The following is a 22664-nucleotide window of genomic DNA, read 5'->3' as shown; positions in this document are numbered from 1 at the left end:
ATTAAACAATTAATGCCTGCCGGATTGCTGTAAATAATCCTGTACAGCCTGCGTAAAAGCGAAAGCATCAAAACCGAAAAAATGATCATCATCCAGCACATGTACAACCTCATTTTTACATTGCAGATCAGAAGTTGCTACCAGGTTAGTGATACCTGCCGGATTAGCAAGATCTCCAATGGCAGTGATGACTACGGTGCGGGGACCTACATCTTTTGTTTTGCTGTAGTCGCTGAATTGTACACCCAGGTTCATGATATAGCCATTATATGATTCCATATTCTGACCAGGAAAAACCGGTAGTTGCAGCTTATCGCGGCGGGCTATATCTTTCAGCATATACCTGCCACGAAAAATATAATGTGATAAAAACCGCTTCCAGATATCACCCGGAATATCCCGGATATACACAGAATCCTTGTTCTGCATATAACGGGCGCTGTTCAGCACATCCATTGTTTTCTTAATGGCATGATTGGTAGGTGCAAAAAAAGTAACCGTTTCCTTTTGCAGCACATCCTGTAATCCGGCACTGTCAATGATATTGATCAGCGTATCAAAAAAGAGCGGTCTTGCTTTCAGAAAATCATAGGCACCTATATCGTACACACCAACCTGTTTTCCGCTGTCTTTATAATAGTTATCTTTTTTACAGGATAGGGTGAGCACCATCAACACCACTACCAGTAAAGGGAATAAACGTGTTCCTGTTTTCATATCACAACATTTATTTTTTTTATTTAACCCAATATTTGTTTAATACAATATTGGGATTATTTACCTGTGCAGCCGATGAAATAGGCCATGTCCATGCACCTTGTTTAAACTGGTCAGGTGTGAGATAATTTTTACACTGCGCCGGATCAGTGACCCTGCCGGTACGTACCAGGTCATACCATCTTACCCCTTCCCCTATCAGCTCTTTTTGTTCTTCCAGGAAAATGGCATCTTTAAGATTTCCCTCCGCAGGACTATACTGTAAAGCACCCGCCCTGTCACGTACCATATTCATCAATGCAGTTGCCTCATCATCCCTGTTGAGATTGGCCAGTGCTTCTGCTCCCAGTAAGAGTACACCGGAATAGCGGAAGATGATCATATCATCATCAAAATAAAAAGTCTGTGGATTGGTAACATTGGAATATTTGAGGAACATAGCAGTGGTATTGTTTACATACGGCAGATAAAACCACAGGTCGCGGCGTTTATCCGGATTAGCAGGCGGGTATAATCTCGTCAGATAATTTGCCTCATAAAAACAATCACTATTGGAACCATATACCACAATCGGATCGTGGGTAGTCCATTGTCCGAGTGAGACGTATTTGGTTTCAGTACCATAATTCTTATTTACAGAAAATTCGAAGATGCTTTCACGCGTACGGCCCTTAAAAACTTTCTTGAAATCTTCAATTGGCAATAACTGGAACATGCCACTATTCTTAACGGCTAATGCCGCCTCCGCTGCCTGTTTCCAGTACTCCTGCAAATTACTTTTATCAAAGCCTGCCATCCACATATAACAATTAGCAATCAGTGCATAGGCGGAAGCGCGTGATGCACGCACGCCCCAGTTGGTAGGATCATCATATTGCCAGGGCAGATCATCTTTTACCTCATTCATTTCTTTGATACAGAATTTCAATACATCAATGAAACTACTGCGCGGACGAGCTGTTGCATCGTAAGGCAATGTATACAACGGTACATCTCCATAAATCCGTACAATATAGAAGTAGGTAAACGCTCTTACAAAACGGACTTCCGCGAGATAACGTTTTCTGTCTGCATCCGACAAACTACTTACACCCGGAATACGGTCAATAGCAATATTACAGGCAGCAATAGACTGATAATAAGGATACCAGTCATCCAGCTGATACACTTTGTAACGTTCCGGATTTTTGAGATCAGTGGTATTCATCAGGTCATTTTTAGCTACTGCCTTAAATGATACTACCCAGTTACCATTAAATTCTCCGGCCCTGATGTCTCCATTAATATTATGAAAAGGGCCATAGGTAAGTTTATCGTAAATCAGGCCGTAAGTGTCTGCTACGGCGGATTCTACATCAGACTGTGTTTTCCAGAATGAGTTGGCGCCAAGGCGGTCAACCGGTTCTACCTCCAGGAATTTTTTGCAGGAGCTTACCAGTACACAAGTACCGGTCAACAGCAAAGTCCATATCCACTTTTTGCTATGCATAACGGTAATAGTTTAGAATTCAAGATTTAAACCAAGGGTATAAGATGGTGATGAGGGATAAGAATCAAGACGGTCGCGACCCAACGTAGTTACATTCTCCGGATTAGGTCCTGAATACTTTGATAACATGAGCACATTAGCGCCGGTAAAGTATACACGGGCATTATTCAATTTTGCTTTTTTGATCAGTTCCCTGTTAAAGGTGTAACCAAGCGTAACGCTGTTAATTTTGAAGAAAGATCCGTCTTCCTGGAATAAGCTCTGGGAAGGATTATAGTTATCTGTGTTCCCATTGTAATTAAGCGGGTTCGGATACTTTGCCTGGTCACCTGCTTTCTTCCAATAGTTATACTGGCTCACATCAGGTAAGGTAAGCGGCCCGTCAGTATTTGGCTTATTGCCAAACGGGTAATACAGGTTCCCTAAACGCTCAGACAATGCATTGTTTAGCAGATCACGATGATACAAAATGGTACCGCTGACAGCAAAGCTGAAATTCTTATAGGTCATGGTAGAATAAAATCCTCCATTCAGACGTGGTACCGGGTTTCCTGCTATCTGCAGATCACGGGTATCAACAATATAGTTTCCGTCTACATCTTTGTATTTTGTATCACCGGCGTGAAAATAGCCACCGCTGCTACTCCGCATACGCAGGCCTGTAATCGGATCAATGGGCACATCATCATTGCTGCTATACACACCATCTGTTAAGTACAAAAAGTTACTGAGGGTATTACGTCCTACTTTATTAATAACAGGACCGTTATCAGAAGAATAAATTACCTGTGTGGCGCCTCCTGGCAGTTCCAGCAGGATATCTTTTGAAACCGCCCAGTTGAGGCTAAGGTTCCAGAAAAATTTAGAGGATGCGGGTAACGGGCGGATACTGATAGTCACTTCGTACCCCTTATTCATCATAGATGACTCATTGGTAACTGTTTTGGTAAAACCGGTAGAAGTAGACAGATTCCTGTCATACAACATATTGGAAATGACTTTCTGATAAGTTTCTACGGTAAAAGCAAAACGTCCTTTAAGCAGGCTCAGATCTATACCCAGATTATATTGCTCCACTCTTTCCGGCTTCAGGTAAGGGTTTGGCATGATGCCCAGTTTGGGTGTGATACGCGAAACGTTGTTATAATTTCCATTAACGAGATAAGAACCAAGGGAAGCAAATACATTCGTGGAAGGACGTAAGTTTACGCCATAGGTAGCACGCAGATCTCCAAAATCCAGCCAGCTCAAACCTTTCATAAATTCTTCTTTATCAAAATTCCATTTCAACCCCAGGGAAGGGCTTTTTGCCCAACGATCTTTCACACCGGCATAAGAATTACCATCAGCGCGATAGTTAAAGTTGATGACGTACTTCTTGCTAAAGTCATAGGTAAGGTTAGCCGCCAGGCCCACAGAATGTGTTTCCAGGTATCCCCCATTCACTTCTATTCCGGAATAACCACCATAATAAGAGGAAAAACCTAACGGACCATGATACACATCATTAGGGCCATTATTAAGATTAATTTCCCTGGCCTGTGTCTGGCCAACAATCAGTTCTGAAAAGACAGATGCGTATAATGTATGCTTCTCTTTAAAAGTATTTGAATACGTAAGAGAACTGCGGTCATATAAGTTGGCAGTATGTCCGCTGTAACCATACACAGCGCTTTGATCACCATTTGCCAGTGCCGGAATAAAATTATCTTCCGTATCATCCGTATAGTCGTAACTGATATTATTACCTATGCGCACATGCGGCAGAAATTCATAGGTACCATCAATATAAGTGCGGAAGTTATACGTTTTGGAATCACTCTTACGATTGATAGCCCCGGTAAAACGTGATACATTCAAAAAGTAAGATGGCCCTGGCAACAGAGAAGAAGCCACACCGGAGCCCGCTCCCACATCTGTCAAACCATTGCCACTACCTTTCAGTTTTTTACCAAGACCGGCAGTAACGGATCCGGAAATCTTAAATTTTTCGCTGGGATTGTAATCAAGATTCAGTGATGCAGCATAACGGTCAAAGCCGGTATTTTTTATCACCCCACGTTCCCGGTAATAATTAAAATTGGTTTTATAACTCAATACCTGCGTGCCTCCACTTACGGAGAGGTTATGTGTCTGGTTGAAAGTAGGCTTGTAATATAGTGCCTGCCAGTTAGTAGAGTTATTAAAAAACGGGTTCAGACTATCTGATAAAAAAGGTGTTTTGGAAATCTTGTTAATCTCATCCTGGCTGTAGGTAGACAGGATCTCGTTCACCAAAAAATCGCGCTCTGAAAGCCCGCCAACAGTTTTGCGCAGCGGTGGTGTGGTGTTCATAAAAAAACTGCTGAATAACCTTACAATAGGTACCGCAGATTTACCACGTTTGGTAGTGATAACAATGACACCATTTGCACCACGTGAACCGTAAAGTGCAGCAGCATCGGCATCTTTCATAATGTCTATGGTAGCAATGTCTTCAGGCGGAATCATAGATAAAGGGCTGGTACCAGGTCCTTTGGACTGAAAGCCGTATTCATAACCCGCATTGGCATCCACCGGTACCCCGTCTATCACATACAACGGGGAGGCAGGTGTGAGATAGGCATTATTGCCGGAACCGGAAACAGCAATCTGCGAAAGGCCACGCAAAACCGTGCTCCCCCTGAACCCCGGAGAACCGGTATTGTTCTGGATACTTAGTCCGGCTACTTTACCCTGCAATAATTGCTCTACATTAGATACCGGTACATCTTTAATCTCATCAGCCGTAATACGTGTAACCGATCCCGTTATCACTTCTTTTGTTTTGCGCTGATAGCCTACTACCACTGCCTCTTTCAGGCTTTTAGAGGAAGGCCTCATGGCTACAACCAGGTGTACTTTTCCCTTTACCGGTATCTGCCTGGATTCAAATCCCACGTAGGTAAATTCCAGTATATCCGTAGCCGATACGCTCACGGTAAATTCACCGTTGTTGTTAGTAATACCTATACCCTGTTTGTGTGTAGCGTCTTTCTTTAGCATGATAGTAACGCCCGGCATAGGAGCATTATCATCTGTCAACACTTTACCGGTTACTATAATTGCCTGTGCATGCAGTAACGCCGGCAGCGTCAGCAACACTGCTATGAATAGCCACCTGCGTATTGTAAATTTTAACAGCATATGGAATGATTAGGTAATTAAAAAATTGATTTGCGTCTGTTGCAGTTTTGATCATTCGTCCTGGAAACGCGGTGTGCGATAAAACCGGAAAATCATCTCCCAATCACCCTCCTGCCATATTGCAAAGCTGAGCCCGAAGGAAGAAGTGTTACGGAAACCTCCGGTTCCCTTGCGGGTATAGCCGAATGTTACATTTGCATTGCCGGCAACAGCGTATTTGGTATCCAGTGATGTTAAAGGGATAGGATAAGCTACGTTATAAGTCACCTGTGTTTTGGTAAACTGCGCATCAAAACCATGTAGCAGTACATCCCATTTGGTAGCGTTTAATTTCAGCGGATCTATAGGCATAGAGTCCTGGTCGTAGAATTTGAAGGTAAGCGAATGACCATTTCCGGTTTTACGGAAATATACCACTGCCGCAGAATCGGCCATCAGGGTATCTTTAGACACATTCACATTCACTAAGTTAGGGTGAATGGAAAATGGTGCATTGTAGTTGTTACCACGGACATCTGTACGCGTTTCTGTTTTACGCTGACGGGTAGCATAATCATACTCATATGGTTCATAGGGCACTTCCTGGAGGGGCTGCAGCCGTAGCTTTGTGAATAAAAGCTCGTTACCTTTGTTCTGCACTTTCACATCAAATAAATACCCGCTATCCGGATAAGCCCGGATCTGGGCGGAAGTAGTCTGGCGGAAGATAAAGTCTCCGGCACCGGGGCGTATTTCAAAGAAAGGGTGCTGCACCGTTTTTCTTTTATCTTCTATTTCCTGGTATGTTTTCTCTGCGCCATCATAATCCTTTACCCATTCTTTTACCGTAACGTTCTGTGTTAATTCAGGAGCAGGGGTACCATCGGCATGGCGGAGGTTCTGGAGTGTGAACAGTAAAGGAAAACTGGAACCATCTGCCTGGAAATTTGTCTTATATAAAAAAGTTCTGCCAAGGACAGGCGAGTATGTATCCACCTGTTCAAATCCTGCTTTATTGCTCAGGTAATCTCTTTCCTGCGGTGCTTTTTTGCATGATGAAATGCTGCCCGCAAGTATCCCTGTGCATAAGATCAAACATGATATTGAGCGATATTTTTTCAGCATCATAAAAAATTTTCTGTCAATTAAAAAATTAGAAATTACGCAGGCTGATGACTTCATCGATATGACGTTTACCGCTGGATCCTGTATATTTATAATGGAGAACAAATGCCTGCAATGCATCATCGTATTTGCAATTCCCATCGTTACGCAGTGTATGATTGGCAGATTGCGGTGCAGGTGTAACCGTCACCGTATTATCCGGTGCCACGGTCAGGCGGATGATATAACTGCTGCTCAATAAATCGGCACCTTCCACATCGCAGGTCACACTATCCACTGCTGTTACCACTTTCAGCCGGTCGTACCAGGGACGGTTAGTACCCGTAGGAAAAAAGATCGTGCCGGTAGCCAGGTAATAATCCGAATATTTATTTTGCAGTATAGTTGCTTTTTCAACGAATGATTTAAAACCAAATACGTGGGTAGGTTCCAGTATATGCAAGGTCCCATTGGTGCACTGAATATCTGCTGTATTGACATAGGAGAAAATCCAGTCTTTCACAAAACGGGAACCGTTCATGTCGCTGTATTTAAGCAGGTAGGCGCCGGATTGTACAACACCTTCTGTATTGGATTGCACACCGTCTACATGCAACCTGCGCCGGTTAAGTGTATTTACATCCAGCCCATCTTTTAAAGAAAAGCTGGCAGCTGTTTTATTCCCGGTGATCATATAACGCAGGAGCAATGTACGCCATACAAAGGGTGCAACACTGTCCAGCGTGGCATTTGCGAGGTGCTGTGCCCTGCGGTATAAATTCAGGTTTTGCATAGCTACAGCGATGTTCTGATCTATGGGCGCTATAAAAGTGACCGTACTATTCTTTAGCGTATCTGCCAGCCCGGCTTTGTTAATGATATAGATAAGTGTATCAAAATTCTCCTGCTGTTTGCTGAGGTAATCATAGATGCTTGTATTCACTTTCGCCGCCGTTTTCACGGTACGATAAGTATTATCTTTCCTGCATGCACTGTTGCCTAACATCATTCCCGACAGCACGCAAAAGCATAAAACATGTTTTAAAAACATAAGGAACGATTTATTTTTTCCAGAAATTATTTTGTATCAGTGTAGGATTATTAGCCAGCGCACTTTTTGAAACAGGCCACAAAGTGGCGCCGTTATCTACGTCTGTCTGAGACAGGGTGGTATACGCAGCTACCTGCTTAAACTGAACCAGGTCAAACCAGCGCCAGCCTTCTCCCAGCAGCTCTCTTCTCCTTTCCTTCAGGATATAGCTCAGTATTTCATTGCCATCTTTTGATGCAAGATTTCCGAGGCCCCGCTGACTACGGATCATATTCAGATAATCCTGCGCATGCGACACGTCGTTGATACGTATAGCAGCTGCAGCGCGTAACAGGATGATTTCTTCGTAGCGGAAAATGATAATAGCAGATTCATAGCTGCGTAAAACAGGTGCCTGTGTTATTGCACGCACTTTTATTTTACTGAACATGGGAGCCGAGTTATTGAAATTGGTAAAAAAATTACCGCTGGAGGTTCCATCTTGATTTAACGAGAACCGCTCATCTCCTGCTTCATCAAAAATAGCCAGCACACTGTCTTTAGGCACATATATATCCGCAGTTTTCTTTGGTACAAATGGTTCACTCAATGTCCAGTCTTCCACATGACCACTAACAGAAGCTTCCTGATAATCAGCGGAGAAACTCAGAGAGAAGATCACATCAAGGCCTTTACCTTTAAACACGCCATCTTCCGCAGTAAGCTGACTGGTAGTTGCTACGGTGTATCCGCCATTTCCACTATTATCCATTACCAGCCGGCAGTATTTTTCTGTCATGGCATAATCCTGTTGCCATGCTGCAATATGTGCCAGCAGTGCATAACAGGAGGCTTTGGTACCAACGGTCGAATGCCAGTAATCATCATTCTGATTCCAGTAATTGCCTTGTTGTTCCGGCCAGGTACCATCATATCGCCAGGGCAGGTCAGTAACAGCGGCGGCGGCTTCATTGGCAGCGAAGGCTAGTACAGTGGCCTGCGGAGTGGCAGGTAACCCTTTAAAATATCCGGCAGCATTAGTGGTAATGAGCGGTACATCTCCCCATATCCGGGCCAGGTAGAAATAGGTAAGCGCTCTTAGATAGCGGATATTAGCGATATCGAGTTTCAGGTCTTCCGGCCGGTAACGGAAATCATTTTTGCTGACCAGTTGCAATTTTTCTATACAGAGGTTGGCTTGTGCAATCACTGCATAAAAGCGCTGCCAATCTTTCCATTCTTCCAGTGCGCTATAGTTTGCATTTAAGTTATTAGACAGTACGGCGTTCAGATCCTGTCTGCTGCTGATCCGGAAGTCGCCGCCACGTAGCTCTCCGTAAGCCATGAAGGCGTTGCTGTTTGCGAGTGCTGCGCGCAATAACCCATAGGTAGCAAATACGGCAGAACGTGCGTCATTCTTTACCTGCCACATATTGGCCTCGGGCACCAGGCTGGTAACATCCGTGGTGAGCGTTTTCTTGCAGGAAAGTACACTGCAGGTAATTGTCAGCAGGATGATAAAAGAAAATCTGTTTCTCATGAATGCTGTTTTTAGAATTCCAGGGTAAAGCCCAGCGTATAAGTTTTAGGAATGGGCATGCCATAGCCGTTGTCGTAACCTGTAAAGTCTGCCAGTTCAGGATCTGCGCCGCTATACCTCGTAATGGTAAAAAGATTATTGACGGTAGCATATACTTTGCATTGTGTGAAACTGCGTTTACGTGCCCATTTCATGCCTGTCAGGCTGTAAGACAGGGTAAGTGAGCGGAGTTTTGCAAAGGAAGCATCCTCGAGAAACAACGTCTGATCGGCCTGATAAGGATTTACATAACTCCATGGATTATACATCGGGTATTTGCTGTAATCACCAACGCGTTGCCAAAAGGTGAGTTCTTTTACACCATTGATATTATCCACACCTTCCCGGTTTACAAAGTCAAAGCGACCGGCCATACGTGCATTAATCACCTGGCGGCCCAGGGAATACGCCATTACAACATTGAGTGATAGTTGTTTGTAAGTAAACGTATTGCTGAAGCCTCCGCTTATCGCAGGATTGATATGCCCTTTCATAATACGGTCGTCATCATTGATTACATTATCTCCGGTCATATCTTCCCATTTAGGATCACCAACTTTGAAAGGAATACCGTTGAAACTGAGTGGCTGTCCGTTTTTTACCGGTATGTCACTTTCTTTTGTATAGATCCCGTTGTTCTGCAGCAGCCAGTAACGGTCTATAGGCTTACCTACCTTCAACCTGCGGTTACCATAAGTGATAGATGATAAATTATCAGGCAGGGCCAATAGTTTATTCTGGTTGGTTTGCATGATCAGCTGGGGTTGCCAGGAGAAAGCACCATTACTAACGGTGGCGGCTATACTGAGTTCTGCGCCATAGTTCCGTACACTCATGCCATTTTTATTCGTTTGTTTAAAACCGTATTCAGAAGGTACCGGTACAGCTATTACCCCGTTTTTATCGGTTTTGGAATAAATGTCCCCGCTGATAGCAATTTTATCATGCCATAGGGAAAGGTCTGCGCCCAGGTTCCATTGATCGGTATAAGGCCAGCGTGTACCCCAGCCACTGTAGCCTTTTCCGAAAGGAAGTCCGAGTGTGGGAATACCATTGTAACCTGCAATATTCCTGTTACCGGACCAGCCAATGTCAACAGTATAATAGGGGCCATTACCAATATTATCATCCAGGAATAACCTGCCTTCACGTCCCCAGCTGGCACGCAGCAAAAGGCGGCTGATCGTACTGCTGTTACGCAGGAAATTTTCTTCTGATAATTTATAGGACGCTGCTATTGTAGGAGATACAAACCACGTATATCCATTGGCGTTAATATTGGAGGAGCCATCGCTGCGAAGCAGCATACTGAGGTTGAGCTTATTATTAAAATCGTAGGTGGCACTGCCATAAAAAGATACCAGGTTAAAATTGATATAGTCTTTGTAACTATACACCATACGGGCATCGTAGGTATTGTTTTCCGGCGTAACCTTATCTCCTGCGCGAATGATTTTGATAAAATCAGATGGACCACGATACCCTTTGGTATAGTCATATTTGCGGCTATCCAGCTGTACCGACTGGCCCAGCTTCAAAGAGATGGTATGCTTTGCGGAAAAATTATTCGTGTAGGCAATAGCGTTATCAACCGTAATGCGCCTGTTAAGACCGGTATAATAAGAGATATAACTATTGCCTTCATTGATGCTGCCGGGTATAAAATAATCGCGGTTCTGATCATTATAATCTATTGCCAGCAAAGAGGTGAAAGTGAAATGTGGTATAAAATTATAGTTTACAGATAGAGATGCCTGTATGGCATTGCTTTTATTCTTATCTACCACACGATCATATTCTGTAATATACTTACTGAGATAATCTTTATTGGGTGGCAGCGGATCTGTGAGGGAAGGCAGGTATTCTTCTTCCGCAAAGCGGTCGCGCAGCGAATGATTATTTTTTCGATCCATGAGTGTACCGCTGATGCTGGTAAGTACCTGCATATTTTTCACCGGTTCAATGTTCAGTTTAAAATAAACATTGTATTTATTGAGGCCACTTTTATCAGCTATGCCCGGATCATGCTGTTCTCCCAGGCCAAAGATAAAGTTGGACCTTGGCCCACCACCATTGATAGCTGCGCTGACACCCTGCACCATGCGGTTCTGATAATAAGTATCATCCCAGTTGGACGGGCCATAATAAGCAGGCTGCATGGAATCTGCGAGGTATCGGGGAAATGCGGCCCATTGACCGGCGTTTGCATATTTGTTATAAAAGGGCAAACGAAAATCCCGTTCAAATGCAGCGTTAATGGTATGTACAAATGGTTTGGCAGTTACGCCAAAGTACGTGTTGATGCTAACCTTTTGTTTGCCTGCCTGTGGTTTTCTGGTGGTGATACGGATAACACCATTTACACCACGAGGGCCATACATAGCAGTTGCACCAAAATCTTTCAGTACTTCAATTGATTCAATGTTGTTTATATCTATGGCAGCAGCCATGTTGATATTGGGTCCCGGGCGTGTGTAATCATACTGTTTGATATCAAACGCATAGGGATGTTCCATTACTAATGGTACACCATCTACTACATACAGTGGTTGCGCATAATAGCTGCTCTTAGCGCCATTCAGCGGAATAGCAGTACCACGAATAATAGTGAGACCAGGTATACCCGGTTCTCCGGTGGTATTTCTTACTTCCACACCACTAATGCGTGCCTGCAATAGCTGATCGATGCTGGAATAAGGTAATAGTTTAACAGGTGATGCATCCATTACTGAAATGGCTCCTGGCATGACGGTTCCGTGAATAGGGGATTCCGGCACGATGGGTGTACCATTTACAGGGAGAGTTGTATCAGCAGTGTTGCTCCGGCTAACTGTTTTTTCCTGTCCATAGGCATAAGGAACGGACAAAGCAGTAGCTAATAGCAGCATTAATAATGCTCCCCTGAATGCATGAGTGTACAGAGTCGTCATGCATGAAAATTTACAAGGTCAAGAAAAAATTGTCTGGCTAATAAATTGTTTAAATCGCTGTTAAGAATTGTTCACTTCTACTAAACAAGGCAGATCAAATATAGTCTGGCTGAAAATAATCCGGTTGATATTGCTGATTAAATCAATGTTAAGAATTTCACTTATACTAAACAAGGTAGATTCAAATGTAATAATCAAATTTTAGTTTTACTAAACTTTTTTATAACTATTAACAGTAAAACGGGGATAATTGTATAGTAATGCTAAAATAAAACCAAAAATGCATTTTGTATTAAAAGTACAGAGGAGATATTTGCACAAACAAATATTTAGCATAACTTAACACCACTAAACAAGGCGCATGTATCAAAATTCACATCTCACACGATTTCAAAAACAATAATATGCTTCACCGCTACCAACAATTGCTACACCATTCTTTGCTGTTTGCAACTACGATAGCCTTTACCATGGCCTGTAACAAGCCGGTCATGCAAACTGTAAAAGCACCGGAAGAATATAAGATAACCACAGCGCCTCAAAGAAAAGTATTACTGATAGGAATAGACGGCTGCAAGGCTAATGCCCTGAAAGCCGCTACAGCACCAAATATACAAGCCTTACTACCACATGCAGTGTATAGTTATGATGCCCTCACACAACCACCTACCTGGAGTGGTCCGGGTTGGTCATCTATGTTAACAGGTGTGTGGGGTAATAAACATGGGGTAAGTGATAACAGCTTTTCCGGCAGCAATTTTTCACAGTATCCCATGATCTTTAAATACATCAAAGCTACCAGGCCATCACTACGCACCATCTCTATTGTATCCTGGCCTCCTATCAACGATAAAATTGTGAATAATGCGGATGTCACCATTACAGCAAATGATAACGACCAGGCCGTAAAAGACAGTGCTGTCGCCCATTTAGCCAGCGACAACCCGGATGTAATGTTCGTAGATTTCAACGGCGTAGATGACGCAGGGCATAAATTCGGATTCGATACTTCCGTACCACAATACCTGCAGGCAATTACAAAAATTGATGACTATGTAGGTAGCATCATCCAGGCTTTAGGCAAACGAAATAATATTGATAAAGAAGATTGGCTCATCATTCTCTCTACAGACCATGGAGGCAATATGGCTGGCCACGGAGGCAACTCTTACGAAGAACAAAATATCTTTACCATTTATTACAATAAAAATTTTGAAACAAAAGAGATAAAAAAACCACAGACAGCATCCACTTTTGTAAAATTCCTGCAATCTGGTCAACGCGCCTGGACTGGCAACCCCTTCTACAACTTTGATAATTTTACACAATTCACTGTTGAATTCAAAGTGCGCAGCAGCGGCCTTAGCAGCGATCCGCCATTTATTACAAATAAAAACTGGAACAGCGGAAGGAACAAAGGCTGGGTAATATGCGTAGCTGGTCAGAGCTGGAAATTTAATGCAGGCGATGGCAGCAAGCGCGTAGATGTATCTTCCGGCGGCGCCCCTCTCAATGATAACAACTGGCATCATATAGCCGTAAGCGTTAATCGTGCCGGTTTAGTAAAACTTTATCAGGATGGCGCTTTCCTGAAATCAGGCAACATGACAGGTTTCAGCACACTTGATCCCGGATCCTCCATTAAACTCACTATGTCGGAAGACATTACTACTACCTATGGCGATGATAATGGCAACGCAATTTTTAGTATCGCTGATATAAGATTATGGAATGCGGAAGTAGATGCACAAACAATTAAAGACTATTCAAAATGCGATACTACTATCACAACAGATCATCCTTACTACAGTAATCTTATCGGATGGTGGAAAGGCAATGAAGGCAAAGGCAACGTACTAAAAGATGCCAGCCCTAAAAAAGCAGATCTGCAACTGGATAAAAATACGCCCTGGGAAGAAACAGGCAAAGATATTTGCGGCAATGCGGTATCCAGTGATGTACCTAAAATAGTAGACATCCCGGTGCGCATCCTTACCTGGCTCAATATTCCTGTGAATCCTGCATGGGGACTCGATGGAAAGTTATGGCAGTAATCCAATAAAAAAATGGGGTGTATCAAAAGTACGATACACCCCATTTTTATTGCAGATAGTAAACGTGAGATCATCCGCTATTATCTCCACACAAATGCTTAATGCTTAATTTCTGTACCAGTCGCGCAGGCGTACCTCTATACCTTTGTTGCCTGCATCTACCAGGCTTTTAAACTTATTTACATCACTTAATCCATCTTTTCCACGGTAGTGGTACGGGTATACTATTTTGGGTTTAAATGCCAGCACTGCATCTGCTGCTTCGGCTACATCCATGGTGTAAGGCAGGTTCATACATACAAAGGCTACATCTATATTCTTCAGGGCACGCATTTCCGGAATGCCTTGTGTATCTCCGGAAAGATAGATCAACTTTTTGCCGATAGTCAATATATAACCATTGCCCCTGCCTTTTGTATGCATGGCATTAGCACTTTCCGGGAGATTATACATAGGGATAGCAGTAATAGCGATATCAGATTCCGTATGCTGATCACCGTTTTTCATCACTACCACATTGGCTTTATAGGCAGCCGGCAATTTATCTGCCACTACCTGGGGTACAATGATGATGGTTTTGGCAGTTTTGATAGCTGCAATGGTAACCGGATCAAAATGATCGCCGTGTATATCGGTGATCAGGATAATATCCGGCGCCGCCAGGCCTTTATACTTTTCGGCGCTACCGCTTGGATCAGCATAAATAGTTTTTTCGTTTGCCTGCAATACAAGGCTGGCATGTTCAATAGGCTGTATGGTGAGTGAGCCCGTAGCGGTTGGAATAACATCTGGCTTAACCCGCTGTGCGGATACAATGCCGGCCACAAAAACAAAGAGTACTGTAAGGATATTGATTTTCATAAAAGCAGATTATAACTGATAAATTTAGACATTCTTTTTCACTCTCTTTACTTTTCCAGGAAAACTTCCCCTTCTCTTGTCTTTATAAATCTTTGACTATTTAAGCGGTTTTCTTGCTTCAGTAATGTTTCTCAGTACTCTCTGAAAAATATCATATTTTACAATTATTTGCAAGTCCCGGCTAAGCGTATTCCAGATGAAAATAGCGATAACAGGAGCAACAGGCTATATAGGATCAGTATTAACACCGCTGTTACAGACAGCAGCGCACCAATTGCGACTAATGGTACGCCAACAGGTACCTGGGCAGGCAGGTGTTGAATTCGTATATGGGCACCTGTTAGACGAGGATGCGGTGACCCGGCTGGTTAGTGGCGCCGATGTGGTAATACACCTGGCCGCTATGATATCTGTCAGTGATCGCCCGGATGAACAGCTTTTCCGGGTTAATACCAACGGCACCCGTTTACTGGCGGCTGCTGCGCGGGCAGCAGGTGTAAAAAGATTGATCCATGTGAGTTCCATTACCGCATATGATCAGTCGCCGTTTGACGAACGGCTCGATGAAAACCGCCGGCCGGTATCTGCCCAACAATACAGCTACGATCACTCCAAAGCCGTGTCACAGGCCATAGCACTGGAACATAATGGCAATGGCATGGAAGTAATTGTATTGGCTCCGACAGCAGTAATTGGTCCTTACGATCAACGGCCTTCGCTGATCGGTAAAGCGGTGGTGAATATTTATAACGGTAAATTACCGGCACTGTTTCCCGGTGGTGTTGACTTTGTAGATGTGCGGGATGTGGCACAAGCCATTGCAAATGCATTAACCATGGGCGTACCCGGACAGGCCTATCTGCTCAGTGGTGAATGGTATTCGCTGACTGCTTTCAGTGAACTGATTGGTGTGATAAAAGGAAAAAAAATTGCGCTGCCTGTGCTGCCGGTATGGCTCGTAATGGGTATGTTGCCGCTGGTAGGTGCGCTGGCAAGGATCAGCGGCGGGCCACCATTTTATACGCGGACATCTGTATACAATCTTATCTACAGTAATAAAAAAATTGATAATGCCAAAGCACGTGCTGCATTACTATTCCGGCCGCGTGTTTTAAAGGAAACCTTACAGGATACCATTGATTGGTTCATATTAACAGGCGCATTAAAATGATAGCACATATACCACTACAAGGATACTTCGTATTTATATATTGCTGGGCAGCAACAGGCATTTGTGCCGGCATTTATCTGCTGCAAAGGGAAGCTCCATATGGCCGTTATACCAGCGAAAAATGGGGCCCTATGGTCAGCAATAAACTGGGATGGCTACTGATGGAAGCCACGGTACTGGTTTCTTTTTTCATCTGGCTTCCATGGCAACAGTACCATTGGTGTTCGCCGGCGGGTACGATGATCCTGTTATTTGTAATCCACTATCTGCATCGCAGCTTCGTATATCCGTTCATGATACGTACCAAAGGTAAAAGAATGCCTTTGGTGATTATGCTCTCTGCCATATTATTCAACACAGTAAACGGCTCGTTGCTGGGCATATGGTTTACTGCTTTTGCGCATTATCCGGATAGCTGGTATACTACGCCTGCATTTATAACAGGCAGCGCTTTTTTTGTTGCAGGGATGATCATCAACTGGAGCGCTGATTACCGGTTGATACGTTTACGAAAAAAAGGCGAAACAGGCTACAAGATACCACCGGGTGCTCTTTTCAGGTATGTCTCCTCTCCTAACCTGCTGGGAGAAATCATGGAATGGGGAGGTTACACCCTGCTTACCTGGAGCTTACCGGCGCTGGCCTTTTTCATCTGGACCTGCGCCAACCTGATACCTCGGGCATTGGCAAATCATCGCTGGTACCAGCAAACGTTCCCTGGTTATCCTGCCGGGCGGAAAGCATTATTACCCTTTATCTGGTAGAATTATTTAGATTTGGTACGTATGTCCAAAAAGTATAGTCAGTTCAAAGCAGCTTCGGTTTTAGCAAAGGCAAGTTTGATTGCCACTTTGCGTAGTCCTACCTCCGTAGTGTTTGCGTTGTTGTTTCCCATTATTTTCGTGACAGTATTTGGTGCGATGGTAGATAACACTGCCGTGAATGTAAAGATCATGTTGTCGCCTCATAGTGATACCAGCAGCCCGGTTTACAAAGCGGTAAAAGCCATAAAAATATTCCATCTTTCACAAGGCAGTGATTCTGCTGCCATGATAGCTGAATTAAAAAAGGGAAGGATAGCCGGCATCCTCTATATACATCCGCCGGCACAATTAAATGGTTTGCCACGCTTTGATGTGGACCTGCTGAGTTCCAGCTCTGTGGCAGATAAGTTGCCCTTGATACAAGCTGCCTTGCAGGAAGCCACCAATCAGGTAAACCGGCAGGTGCTGCCTGATCAGCCTGTGGCAGCGGCGTTGCGAATGGTAAAGGTACCGGGAAGAGTATACCGGCAGATTGATTTTATTTTACCCGGACAATTAGGTTTTTCCTTATTGATGGCAGGGGTTTTCGGGTCTGCTTTCCTGCTGTTTAACCTGCGGCATACACTGGTGCTGAAGCGGATTTTTGTGACACCAATTAAACGCCCCTACCTGTTGCTGGGAGAAATGCTCAGCCGCCTGTTGTTCCAGGTAATCTGCTTCATCGTTATCACCGGCCTGGGATATTTTGCCTTTGATTTTACCTTAGTCAATGGTCTGTTCACCTTCATAGAAATGTTGGTGTTATCTGTTTTCGGGCTGATCATTTTTATGGGCATCGGCTTTATTATCAGTGGTCTGATCCGCAACGAGAGTTCTATTGCACCGGTAGCTAATACCCTCACGGTGCCACAAATATTATTATGCGGACTGTTCTTTCCAATAGAAAATTACCCGGTGTGGCTGCGCACTTTCTGCGAGCTGCTACCGCTCACTTTTTTTGTAGACGGACTACGAAAGATCGCTTTTGAAGGTTTGCATATATGGCAAATACCAGTACAGGTGGCGGGTTTGGTGATATGGGGCGGTATAATAGCGATACTATCCGTGAAGCTTTTTAAATGGGAATAAAAAAGCGTCGCCTTACGAAATCATTCCGGATCAGGTAAAACTTCTTCTGCTTGTAGTACCGGCACTGCCGGTTTTTTTTCATATTGCTTACGCAAGGCCAGCATGATAAATGGGATCGTCACCAGTAATATGCGACTCATTCCAAAATAAGGGAAAGGAATTAAAAGACCTATCAAAAAAACAATTAAAAAAGCAACCGGCACTGTCAATGCTCTTTTTTGCATGTATTTCACATATAAAACATTCTCCAACCCCTCACTCAGTCTACGTTTTTGATTACTTATATATCCCCACAAAGCCGCAATCATATACCCGGCAAATAATATATTTAAGGTATACACTAAAAAAGGAGATCTTAAATTACTTCCTGAGTATTCGCTATCCAATGCTGTACTAAACGGCAGCAATACAATGGAAACCAAATACAGCAGATTAATCCATAACAATCGCTGATCATAATTCACCAGGTAACTCATTAACTGATGATGTACTGTCCAATATAATCCTATAAAGAAAAAGCTGGTAAAAAATCCCAGGAATTTAGGACCGAGTTCCATGTAAGCGTTTATGATAGCCTTATTACTATATTCCGGTTGCAGATGTGGTACTTTGATTTCAATGATCAGCAAGGTAATGGCAATGGCAAATACTGCATCACTAAAGAATATCATTCGTTCAATCTGAGTGGCTGTTTTTGATTTGTGGGAGTGACCAGACATGTTGTTCGTATAGGTTTGGTTGAATATTTATATTGTAAGATGATAATCCCTTCCGGCTTATTTAAAATATCTGAAGTTAAACAAATATGTGCAAACTCCTTATACAGCATCAATTAAACATCGAAAAAATATTGTGATATATTTAATTCGGTTGTTATCAAATGTTTTCTTAATTTCATAGGCCCTCCTATGTTATAAATTATGGTGAATGCGATTCGCTACATTGATTAACCAATAAATTTTAACCATCATGAAGCCGCAAACAGTGATGATTATTGACGATGATGCAGATGACAGGTTCTTTTTCCAGGAAGCTGTCAGCCGGTTACCATCCATAAAACAAACACATATTTGTGATAGTGGATCACAGGCGCTGGCATTGCTCCAGGACAGCAAAACCGGCATGCCCGATTATATCTTCCTTGACTTAAATATGCCCTTAATGAATGGCAAGGAATGCCTCATTGAGCTCAAAAAAATCCTCTGTGAAAAATTTACCCAGATCATCATTCTAAGCACGTCTGATTTAAAGCAGGATATAGATGATGTGATGGAACTTGGGGCCAAATTATTTCTCACCAAACCAAATACGTTTGAAGGGCTGTATAATATGCTGAAAAGTGTATTGGAAGGCAGATGGCATAGGAAATCCCTTACATGATGCTTAAAGCCTCTTTGCTAAGGTTTCTTAATAAAACACAGGCACAATGATTGTGGTTATTTCTTAAACTTAGCAATATGGGACCATTCACAATTACCTTCGAGGGAAATAAACTGGAAGTCCGGGTGCAAAGTGAAAACGTTTTTATTGTCCGGATTCCTGAAAAAATGATACATATCGTAAGGCGACAGGACAATGAAGGTGCCAGTCATTGGTTTGAAGATGGTAAAGACAATGAAACCGAGCAAATACAAAGTTTAGGAGAAACCATAGATACTTATTTGCAAAAAAACAGCGGCTCCTGAAAGTAAAAAGAAAAGCCAATATCATGGCATGCCCACGACTGATTAGTAGCATTGGGCTGATTATATATTGCGCATCATTTGATATTATTTTATTTTCAATACCATTTGCAACGCACGATCCTGGCCGGTGATAAAGTCCGCAAAAGTAGGTTCTATGTAAATATCCGGCGCCGTCCATGTGCGGTTATCCAGCGGATGCGAAGATTGCCAGTATAAGGTAGAAAAATTTACTATTAGTTTACTGTAAGGCAATGTAAACGGATGATCTTCTCCGATAAAATTTGGATTTGAGCCGGAAGGCTCTCCTGCAAAAGTGATCTCTGTATTACGTTCCAGCTGCGTGGTCAGATTTTGTGCAGCAGAAAAAGTTCCCCTGCCAATGATACCGAAGAGTTTACCTTTCTGATTGATCTTGCTTTTGATCAATCCCTGGATAAGTGGCTTCAGCATAAAAGTATTACCACCACCATTCCATCTCAGGTCAATCACTAGTTTATCCACATCATTATCATCGATGAACTTAAACAGCCTGGTTATAAAATCTTTAAAAGCCTCTGCGGTGTCTTGTCTCACGCGGTTAAACTGAAAATATACTGTTTTATTTTCCGGTATCAATTGAAACCAGTATGGCTTTTCGATGTGTTGCAGGTATAACGGTGTTTTATCTTTCAGATAGGCGTTTACGTTAGTCCAGCCTGCCGGTGTATGGTGAAAGGCCAGAAAATCATCCGGCTGCGATTGTACCTTCACTGTTTGCAAAATACCATTGATATCTTTGATAGTGAGTGTTATTTCACCAATGGAATCAATGACATGTAATCCTTTCAGCAAACCCGCTACACGCATATAATTGGGCGCCATCCGTTTTAACCACATACTGTTTTGTCTGTCGGTGGCAATAAGCGGATACACTGCCTCCAGGACTTTACTGACTGATGTATGATCAAAGTTGAGTACCTGGGCACCTACGAGGTGTTCATACTTTTTATCTGCCTGAATCACATACAATCCTTCTTTAAACAGGAAGAACTTTAAAGGAAGATATTGATCGAATCCCGGCTGTGGCGGTATCTTCATCATATTAAAGAACGCAAAAAAGCGGGTGTGTCCATCCGCTGATTTGCCCAGTATCTTTGCCAGTTCAATCGTGATCTCTGCATCTGTGAGGTGATTAATATGATCGTTAATAACAGCGATCGCTTCATCAAAATCTTTCTCCGGCATTTTTTGAAAAGGCGCATAGCTAAGCCTTTTGTACTCTTTGGCAAAAAGCCGGATATCCGACAGCCATCCTTCTCTGCGCGAAAGTTTATTGACAGGACAGATGTCAAGCACTTTTTTGAACCGGGGCTGCTGCTGCAATGAGGTGAAAAGAGTATCATGCTGCGCATATTCCCGCAAGTAGGAACCTTCTTTCATTGCTCTTTCGAGATAGTCCAATGCTTTTTCCGGTTGCCCCGATTGAGCATAACAACCCGCTATATGATACAGCGCCATATGGGGAAGATCATACCCCAGCCGGTAAGATTGTTCATAGGCGACGATGGCGTATTCATAATGATGTTCATGCATGCAGGCTTCCCCCAGGTTATCCCAGTATTCGCCTTGCAGGGGGTTTATAGTAACTATCTCTCCCCAGGCCATAGCAGCTTCTTTCCACGATCCGGCTGTTGTATAATCGTTGGCATTTTTAAGTGTGGTAATGAATTTATTAATGTCGTAATCGTTGTGCTGTTGTGCTTGTGTTTTGGTAGTAATGCATATGGTGAGCAGGAAACAGGCTATTGACAATGTCCTCATAAGTGAATTTATATAGATAATATTCAAATATAAGGAAGATCTGTTATCGGGGAATAATTAGTACTTAGTCCCTACATAAAACACATCACCAATTATAGCAGCTGATTTGGGTTGATAAAAGCCAGTCACTCCTGAGATCGATCTGATCATTCGGGCGTATTTTAAGGGAAGATAATGCTCCCCGTGCTTTGTTGCAAGTATGTAAACTAAATAAATATTGTATTTTTACCTGACCGTCAACCAATCCCCCTATCCCAAAAAAATACAGCATATTGCAAATCATATGGTAACAACGATAGAACACCTGCCAGCTTTACCTTTGCGTAATTATATCCGATGTTATTGTTTGCGTGAAATTGATACCCACGGTACAGATCTGCTGAAAGCCATTCATGCTATTGATCAATCCTTTATGACTTTCTGGTTAAGCAATACCCCGTTATTATATGAAACCGATAAAGGTGTACAGCAAATCAACATTAAGCAGCGTCAATTATTGGGTATTCCGAGTTGCTTTCAGGGGCATCAGACTTACAATGGCAAGTACTGTTTTTTTACCGTGCATTTCAGGGCAAATGGTTTCTTCCGCATTTTCAACATCCCCATGTGTCATTTGAGTGATCATTTATTACATAGTGATGATTTAATCGGGAAAAATGTACAATTTTTACAGGAGCAATTAGAGGAAGCTGGTAACATGGAGGAAATGACAAGCGCTGCTGATCAATATTTTTTAACGGCATTATTAAAAAACAAGGCGAAGAATACTGTAGACAATATTACCGCTGCCGCTAATACGATCCTTAGACATCATGATACCGTGAATATCAAAGCCCTGGCCCAACAGGTAAATATGAGCCTGAGAGGGTTTGAACAACATTTTGCTGAGCAGGTAGGCATTACACCCCGGTTGTTTGCCAGAGTAGTAAGGTTTAATAAAGTATTGCTATTAAAAACAATGCATCCGCATAAAAACTGGACAGATATTGCACATAGCTGTGGCTATTTTGACCAGATGCACCTGGTAAAAGATTTCAAAGTCTTTTCCGGACATTCTCCCCGCTCATTTCTACAACAGCTTCCACCACCAAGGGAAAATTTTATTAAGACTGTAGATGGCTATTAAATCTCATCGCCAGCAGTCATAATTGCGATTTTTTACTATTCCGGCTTTCCCCATAGCGCTAATTTTATCCGGCAAAATTATA

17 protein-coding genes are annotated in these 22664 nt (G+C 42.9%); 7 read left to right on the top strand and 10 right to left on the bottom strand.

Annotated features, from left to right (window positions below; translation table 11 throughout):
• Nucleotides 1-9 precede the first annotated feature (9 nt).
• The 7 genes from CLV51_RS24125 to CLV51_RS24095 are packed head-to-tail and all read right to left on the bottom strand — an operon-like array spanning nucleotide 10 to nucleotide 11993.
• Nucleotides 10-717: a fasciclin domain-containing protein gene (locus tag CLV51_RS24125; protein ID WP_106530662.1), complete on the bottom strand. Its 708-nt coding sequence runs from the start codon at nucleotides 715-717 to the stop codon at nucleotides 10-12.
• A 19-nt stretch (nucleotides 718-736) separates the two neighbouring features.
• Nucleotides 737-2206 (bottom strand): RagB/SusD family nutrient uptake outer membrane protein, encoded by a 1470-nt coding sequence (locus tag CLV51_RS24120; RefSeq protein ID WP_106530661.1) that lies wholly within the window; start codon nucleotides 2204-2206, stop codon nucleotides 737-739.
• A gap of 12 nt (nucleotides 2207-2218) precedes the next feature.
• Nucleotides 2219-5371, bottom strand: coding sequence for a SusC/RagA family TonB-linked outer membrane protein (locus tag CLV51_RS24115; RefSeq protein ID WP_106530660.1), 3153 nt, complete (start codon nucleotides 5369-5371; stop codon nucleotides 2219-2221).
• 51 nt (nucleotides 5372-5422) lie between these two features.
• Nucleotides 5423-6445: a DUF5007 domain-containing protein gene (locus CLV51_RS24110; RefSeq protein WP_158267136.1), complete on the bottom strand. Its 1023-nt coding sequence runs from the start codon at nucleotides 6443-6445 to the stop codon at nucleotides 5423-5425.
• A 58-nt stretch (nucleotides 6446-6503) separates the two neighbouring features.
• Nucleotides 6504-7505, bottom strand: coding sequence for a BT_3044 domain-containing protein (locus tag CLV51_RS24105; RefSeq protein WP_106530658.1), 1002 nt, complete (start codon nucleotides 7503-7505; stop codon nucleotides 6504-6506).
• Between the two features lie 10 nt (nucleotides 7506-7515).
• Nucleotides 7516-9024, bottom strand: coding sequence for a RagB/SusD family nutrient uptake outer membrane protein (locus CLV51_RS24100; protein WP_106530657.1), 1509 nt, complete (start codon nucleotides 9022-9024; stop codon nucleotides 7516-7518).
• A gap of 11 nt (nucleotides 9025-9035) precedes the next feature.
• On the bottom strand, nucleotides 9036-11993 hold the full coding sequence (locus CLV51_RS24095; protein ID WP_106530656.1) for a SusC/RagA family TonB-linked outer membrane protein: 2958 nt from the start codon (nucleotides 11991-11993) through the stop codon (nucleotides 9036-9038).
• Nucleotides 11994-12397: 404 nt separating this feature from the next.
• Between CLV51_RS24095 and CLV51_RS24090 the strand changes: the two genes are divergently transcribed.
• On the top strand, nucleotides 12398-14047 hold the full coding sequence (locus CLV51_RS24090; RefSeq protein ID WP_106530655.1) for an alkaline phosphatase family protein: 1650 nt from the start codon (nucleotides 12398-12400) through the stop codon (nucleotides 14045-14047).
• A gap of 105 nt (nucleotides 14048-14152) precedes the next feature.
• On the opposite strand, the gene CLV51_RS24085 is transcribed toward CLV51_RS24090, so the two are convergent.
• Nucleotides 14153-14908, bottom strand: coding sequence for an MBL fold metallo-hydrolase (locus CLV51_RS24085; RefSeq protein WP_106530654.1), 756 nt, complete (start codon nucleotides 14906-14908; stop codon nucleotides 14153-14155).
• A gap of 196 nt (nucleotides 14909-15104) precedes the next feature.
• Between CLV51_RS24085 and CLV51_RS24080 the strand changes: the two genes are divergently transcribed.
• The 3 genes from CLV51_RS24080 to CLV51_RS24070 are packed head-to-tail and all read left to right on the top strand — an operon-like array spanning nucleotide 15105 to nucleotide 17971.
• A complete protein-coding gene (locus CLV51_RS24080; RefSeq protein ID WP_106530653.1) occupies nucleotides 15105-16079 on the top strand; it encodes an NAD-dependent epimerase/dehydratase family protein in 975 nt (324 codons plus the stop codon).
• Nucleotides 16076-16843, top strand: coding sequence for a 3-oxo-5-alpha-steroid 4-dehydrogenase (locus CLV51_RS24075; RefSeq protein WP_106530652.1), 768 nt, complete (start codon nucleotides 16076-16078; stop codon nucleotides 16841-16843). Before CLV51_RS24080 ends, CLV51_RS24075 begins: the two co-directional genes overlap by 4 nt.
• Before the next feature lie 21 nt (nucleotides 16844-16864).
• Nucleotides 16865-17971: an ABC transporter permease gene (locus tag CLV51_RS24070; protein ID WP_106530651.1), complete on the top strand. Its 1107-nt coding sequence runs from the start codon at nucleotides 16865-16867 to the stop codon at nucleotides 17969-17971.
• A 20-nt stretch (nucleotides 17972-17991) separates the two neighbouring features.
• Here CLV51_RS24070 and CLV51_RS24065 read toward each other — a convergent pair whose 3' ends face one another.
• Nucleotides 17992-18690 carry a TMEM175 family protein gene (locus tag CLV51_RS24065; RefSeq protein WP_106530650.1) on the bottom strand — a complete coding sequence of 233 codons (699 nt, stop codon included), beginning with the start codon at nucleotides 18688-18690 and terminating at the stop codon, nucleotides 17992-17994.
• A gap of 250 nt (nucleotides 18691-18940) precedes the next feature.
• Between CLV51_RS24065 and CLV51_RS24060 the strand changes: the two genes are divergently transcribed.
• Together CLV51_RS24060 and CLV51_RS24055 are read left to right on the top strand one after the other, a co-directional pair.
• A complete protein-coding gene (locus CLV51_RS24060) occupies nucleotides 18941-19351 on the top strand; it encodes a response regulator (protein WP_106530649.1) in 411 nt (136 codons plus the stop codon).
• Between the two features lie 77 nt (nucleotides 19352-19428).
• Nucleotides 19429-19656, top strand: coding sequence for a hypothetical protein (locus CLV51_RS24055; protein WP_106530648.1), 228 nt, complete (start codon nucleotides 19429-19431; stop codon nucleotides 19654-19656).
• Between the two features lie 84 nt (nucleotides 19657-19740).
• Here CLV51_RS24055 and CLV51_RS24050 read toward each other — a convergent pair whose 3' ends face one another.
• A complete protein-coding gene (locus CLV51_RS24050; protein ID WP_106530647.1) occupies nucleotides 19741-21456 on the bottom strand; it encodes a TPR end-of-group domain-containing protein in 1716 nt (571 codons plus the stop codon).
• 283 nt (nucleotides 21457-21739) lie between these two features.
• On the opposite strand from CLV51_RS24050, the gene CLV51_RS24045 reads away from it, so the two are divergent.
• Nucleotides 21740-22582 carry a helix-turn-helix domain-containing protein gene (locus CLV51_RS24045; protein ID WP_146151369.1) on the top strand — a complete coding sequence of 281 codons (843 nt, stop codon included), beginning with the start codon at nucleotides 21740-21742 and terminating at the stop codon, nucleotides 22580-22582.
• Nucleotides 22583-22664 lie beyond the last annotated feature (82 nt).

Source organism: Chitinophaga niastensis, from assembly GCF_003014755.1.
GTDB classification, from domain to species: Bacteria; Bacteroidota; Bacteroidia; order Chitinophagales; family Chitinophagaceae; genus Chitinophaga; species Chitinophaga niastensis.
Note: the sequence above shows the minus strand (reverse complement) of the source record. Positions and strands in the feature narration are given on the sequence as shown.

Coding starts and splice junctions, on each gene's coding strand:
- CLV51_RS24055 (WP_106530648.1), top strand. CDS start 19,429: ATGGGACCATTCACAATTACCTTCGAGGGAAATAAACTGGAAGTCCGG.
- CLV51_RS24090 (WP_106530655.1), top strand. CDS start 12,398: ATGCTTCACCGCTACCAACAATTGCTACACCATTCTTTGCTGTTTGCA.
- CLV51_RS24085 (WP_106530654.1), bottom strand. CDS start 14,908: ATGAAAATCAATATCCTTACAGTACTCTTTGTTTTTGTGGCCGGCATT.
- CLV51_RS24125 (WP_106530662.1), bottom strand. CDS start 717: ATGAAAACAGGAACACGTTTATTCCCTTTACTGGTAGTGGTGTTGATG.
- CLV51_RS24115 (WP_106530660.1), bottom strand. CDS start 5,371: ATGCTGTTAAAATTTACAATACGCAGGTGGCTATTCATAGCAGTGTTG.
- CLV51_RS24095 (WP_106530656.1), bottom strand. CDS start 11,993: ATGACGACTCTGTACACTCATGCATTCAGGGGAGCATTATTAATGCTG.
- CLV51_RS24050 (WP_106530647.1), bottom strand. CDS start 21,456: ATGAGGACATTGTCAATAGCCTGTTTCCTGCTCACCATATGCATTACT.
- CLV51_RS24105 (WP_106530658.1), bottom strand. CDS start 7,505: ATGTTTTTAAAACATGTTTTATGCTTTTGCGTGCTGTCGGGAATGATG.
- CLV51_RS24075 (WP_106530652.1), top strand. CDS start 16,076: ATGATAGCACATATACCACTACAAGGATACTTCGTATTTATATATTGC.
- CLV51_RS24065 (WP_106530650.1), bottom strand. CDS start 18,690: ATGTCTGGTCACTCCCACAAATCAAAAACAGCCACTCAGATTGAACGA.
- CLV51_RS24070 (WP_106530651.1), top strand. CDS start 16,865: ATGTCCAAAAAGTATAGTCAGTTCAAAGCAGCTTCGGTTTTAGCAAAG.
- CLV51_RS24100 (WP_106530657.1), bottom strand. CDS start 9,024: ATGAGAAACAGATTTTCTTTTATCATCCTGCTGACAATTACCTGCAGT.
- CLV51_RS24060 (WP_106530649.1), top strand. CDS start 18,941: ATGAAGCCGCAAACAGTGATGATTATTGACGATGATGCAGATGACAGG.
- CLV51_RS24080 (WP_106530653.1), top strand. CDS start 15,105: ATGAAAATAGCGATAACAGGAGCAACAGGCTATATAGGATCAGTATTA.
- CLV51_RS24045 (WP_146151369.1), top strand. CDS start 21,740: ATGGTAACAACGATAGAACACCTGCCAGCTTTACCTTTGCGTAATTAT.
- CLV51_RS24120 (WP_106530661.1), bottom strand. CDS start 2,206: ATGCATAGCAAAAAGTGGATATGGACTTTGCTGTTGACCGGTACTTGT.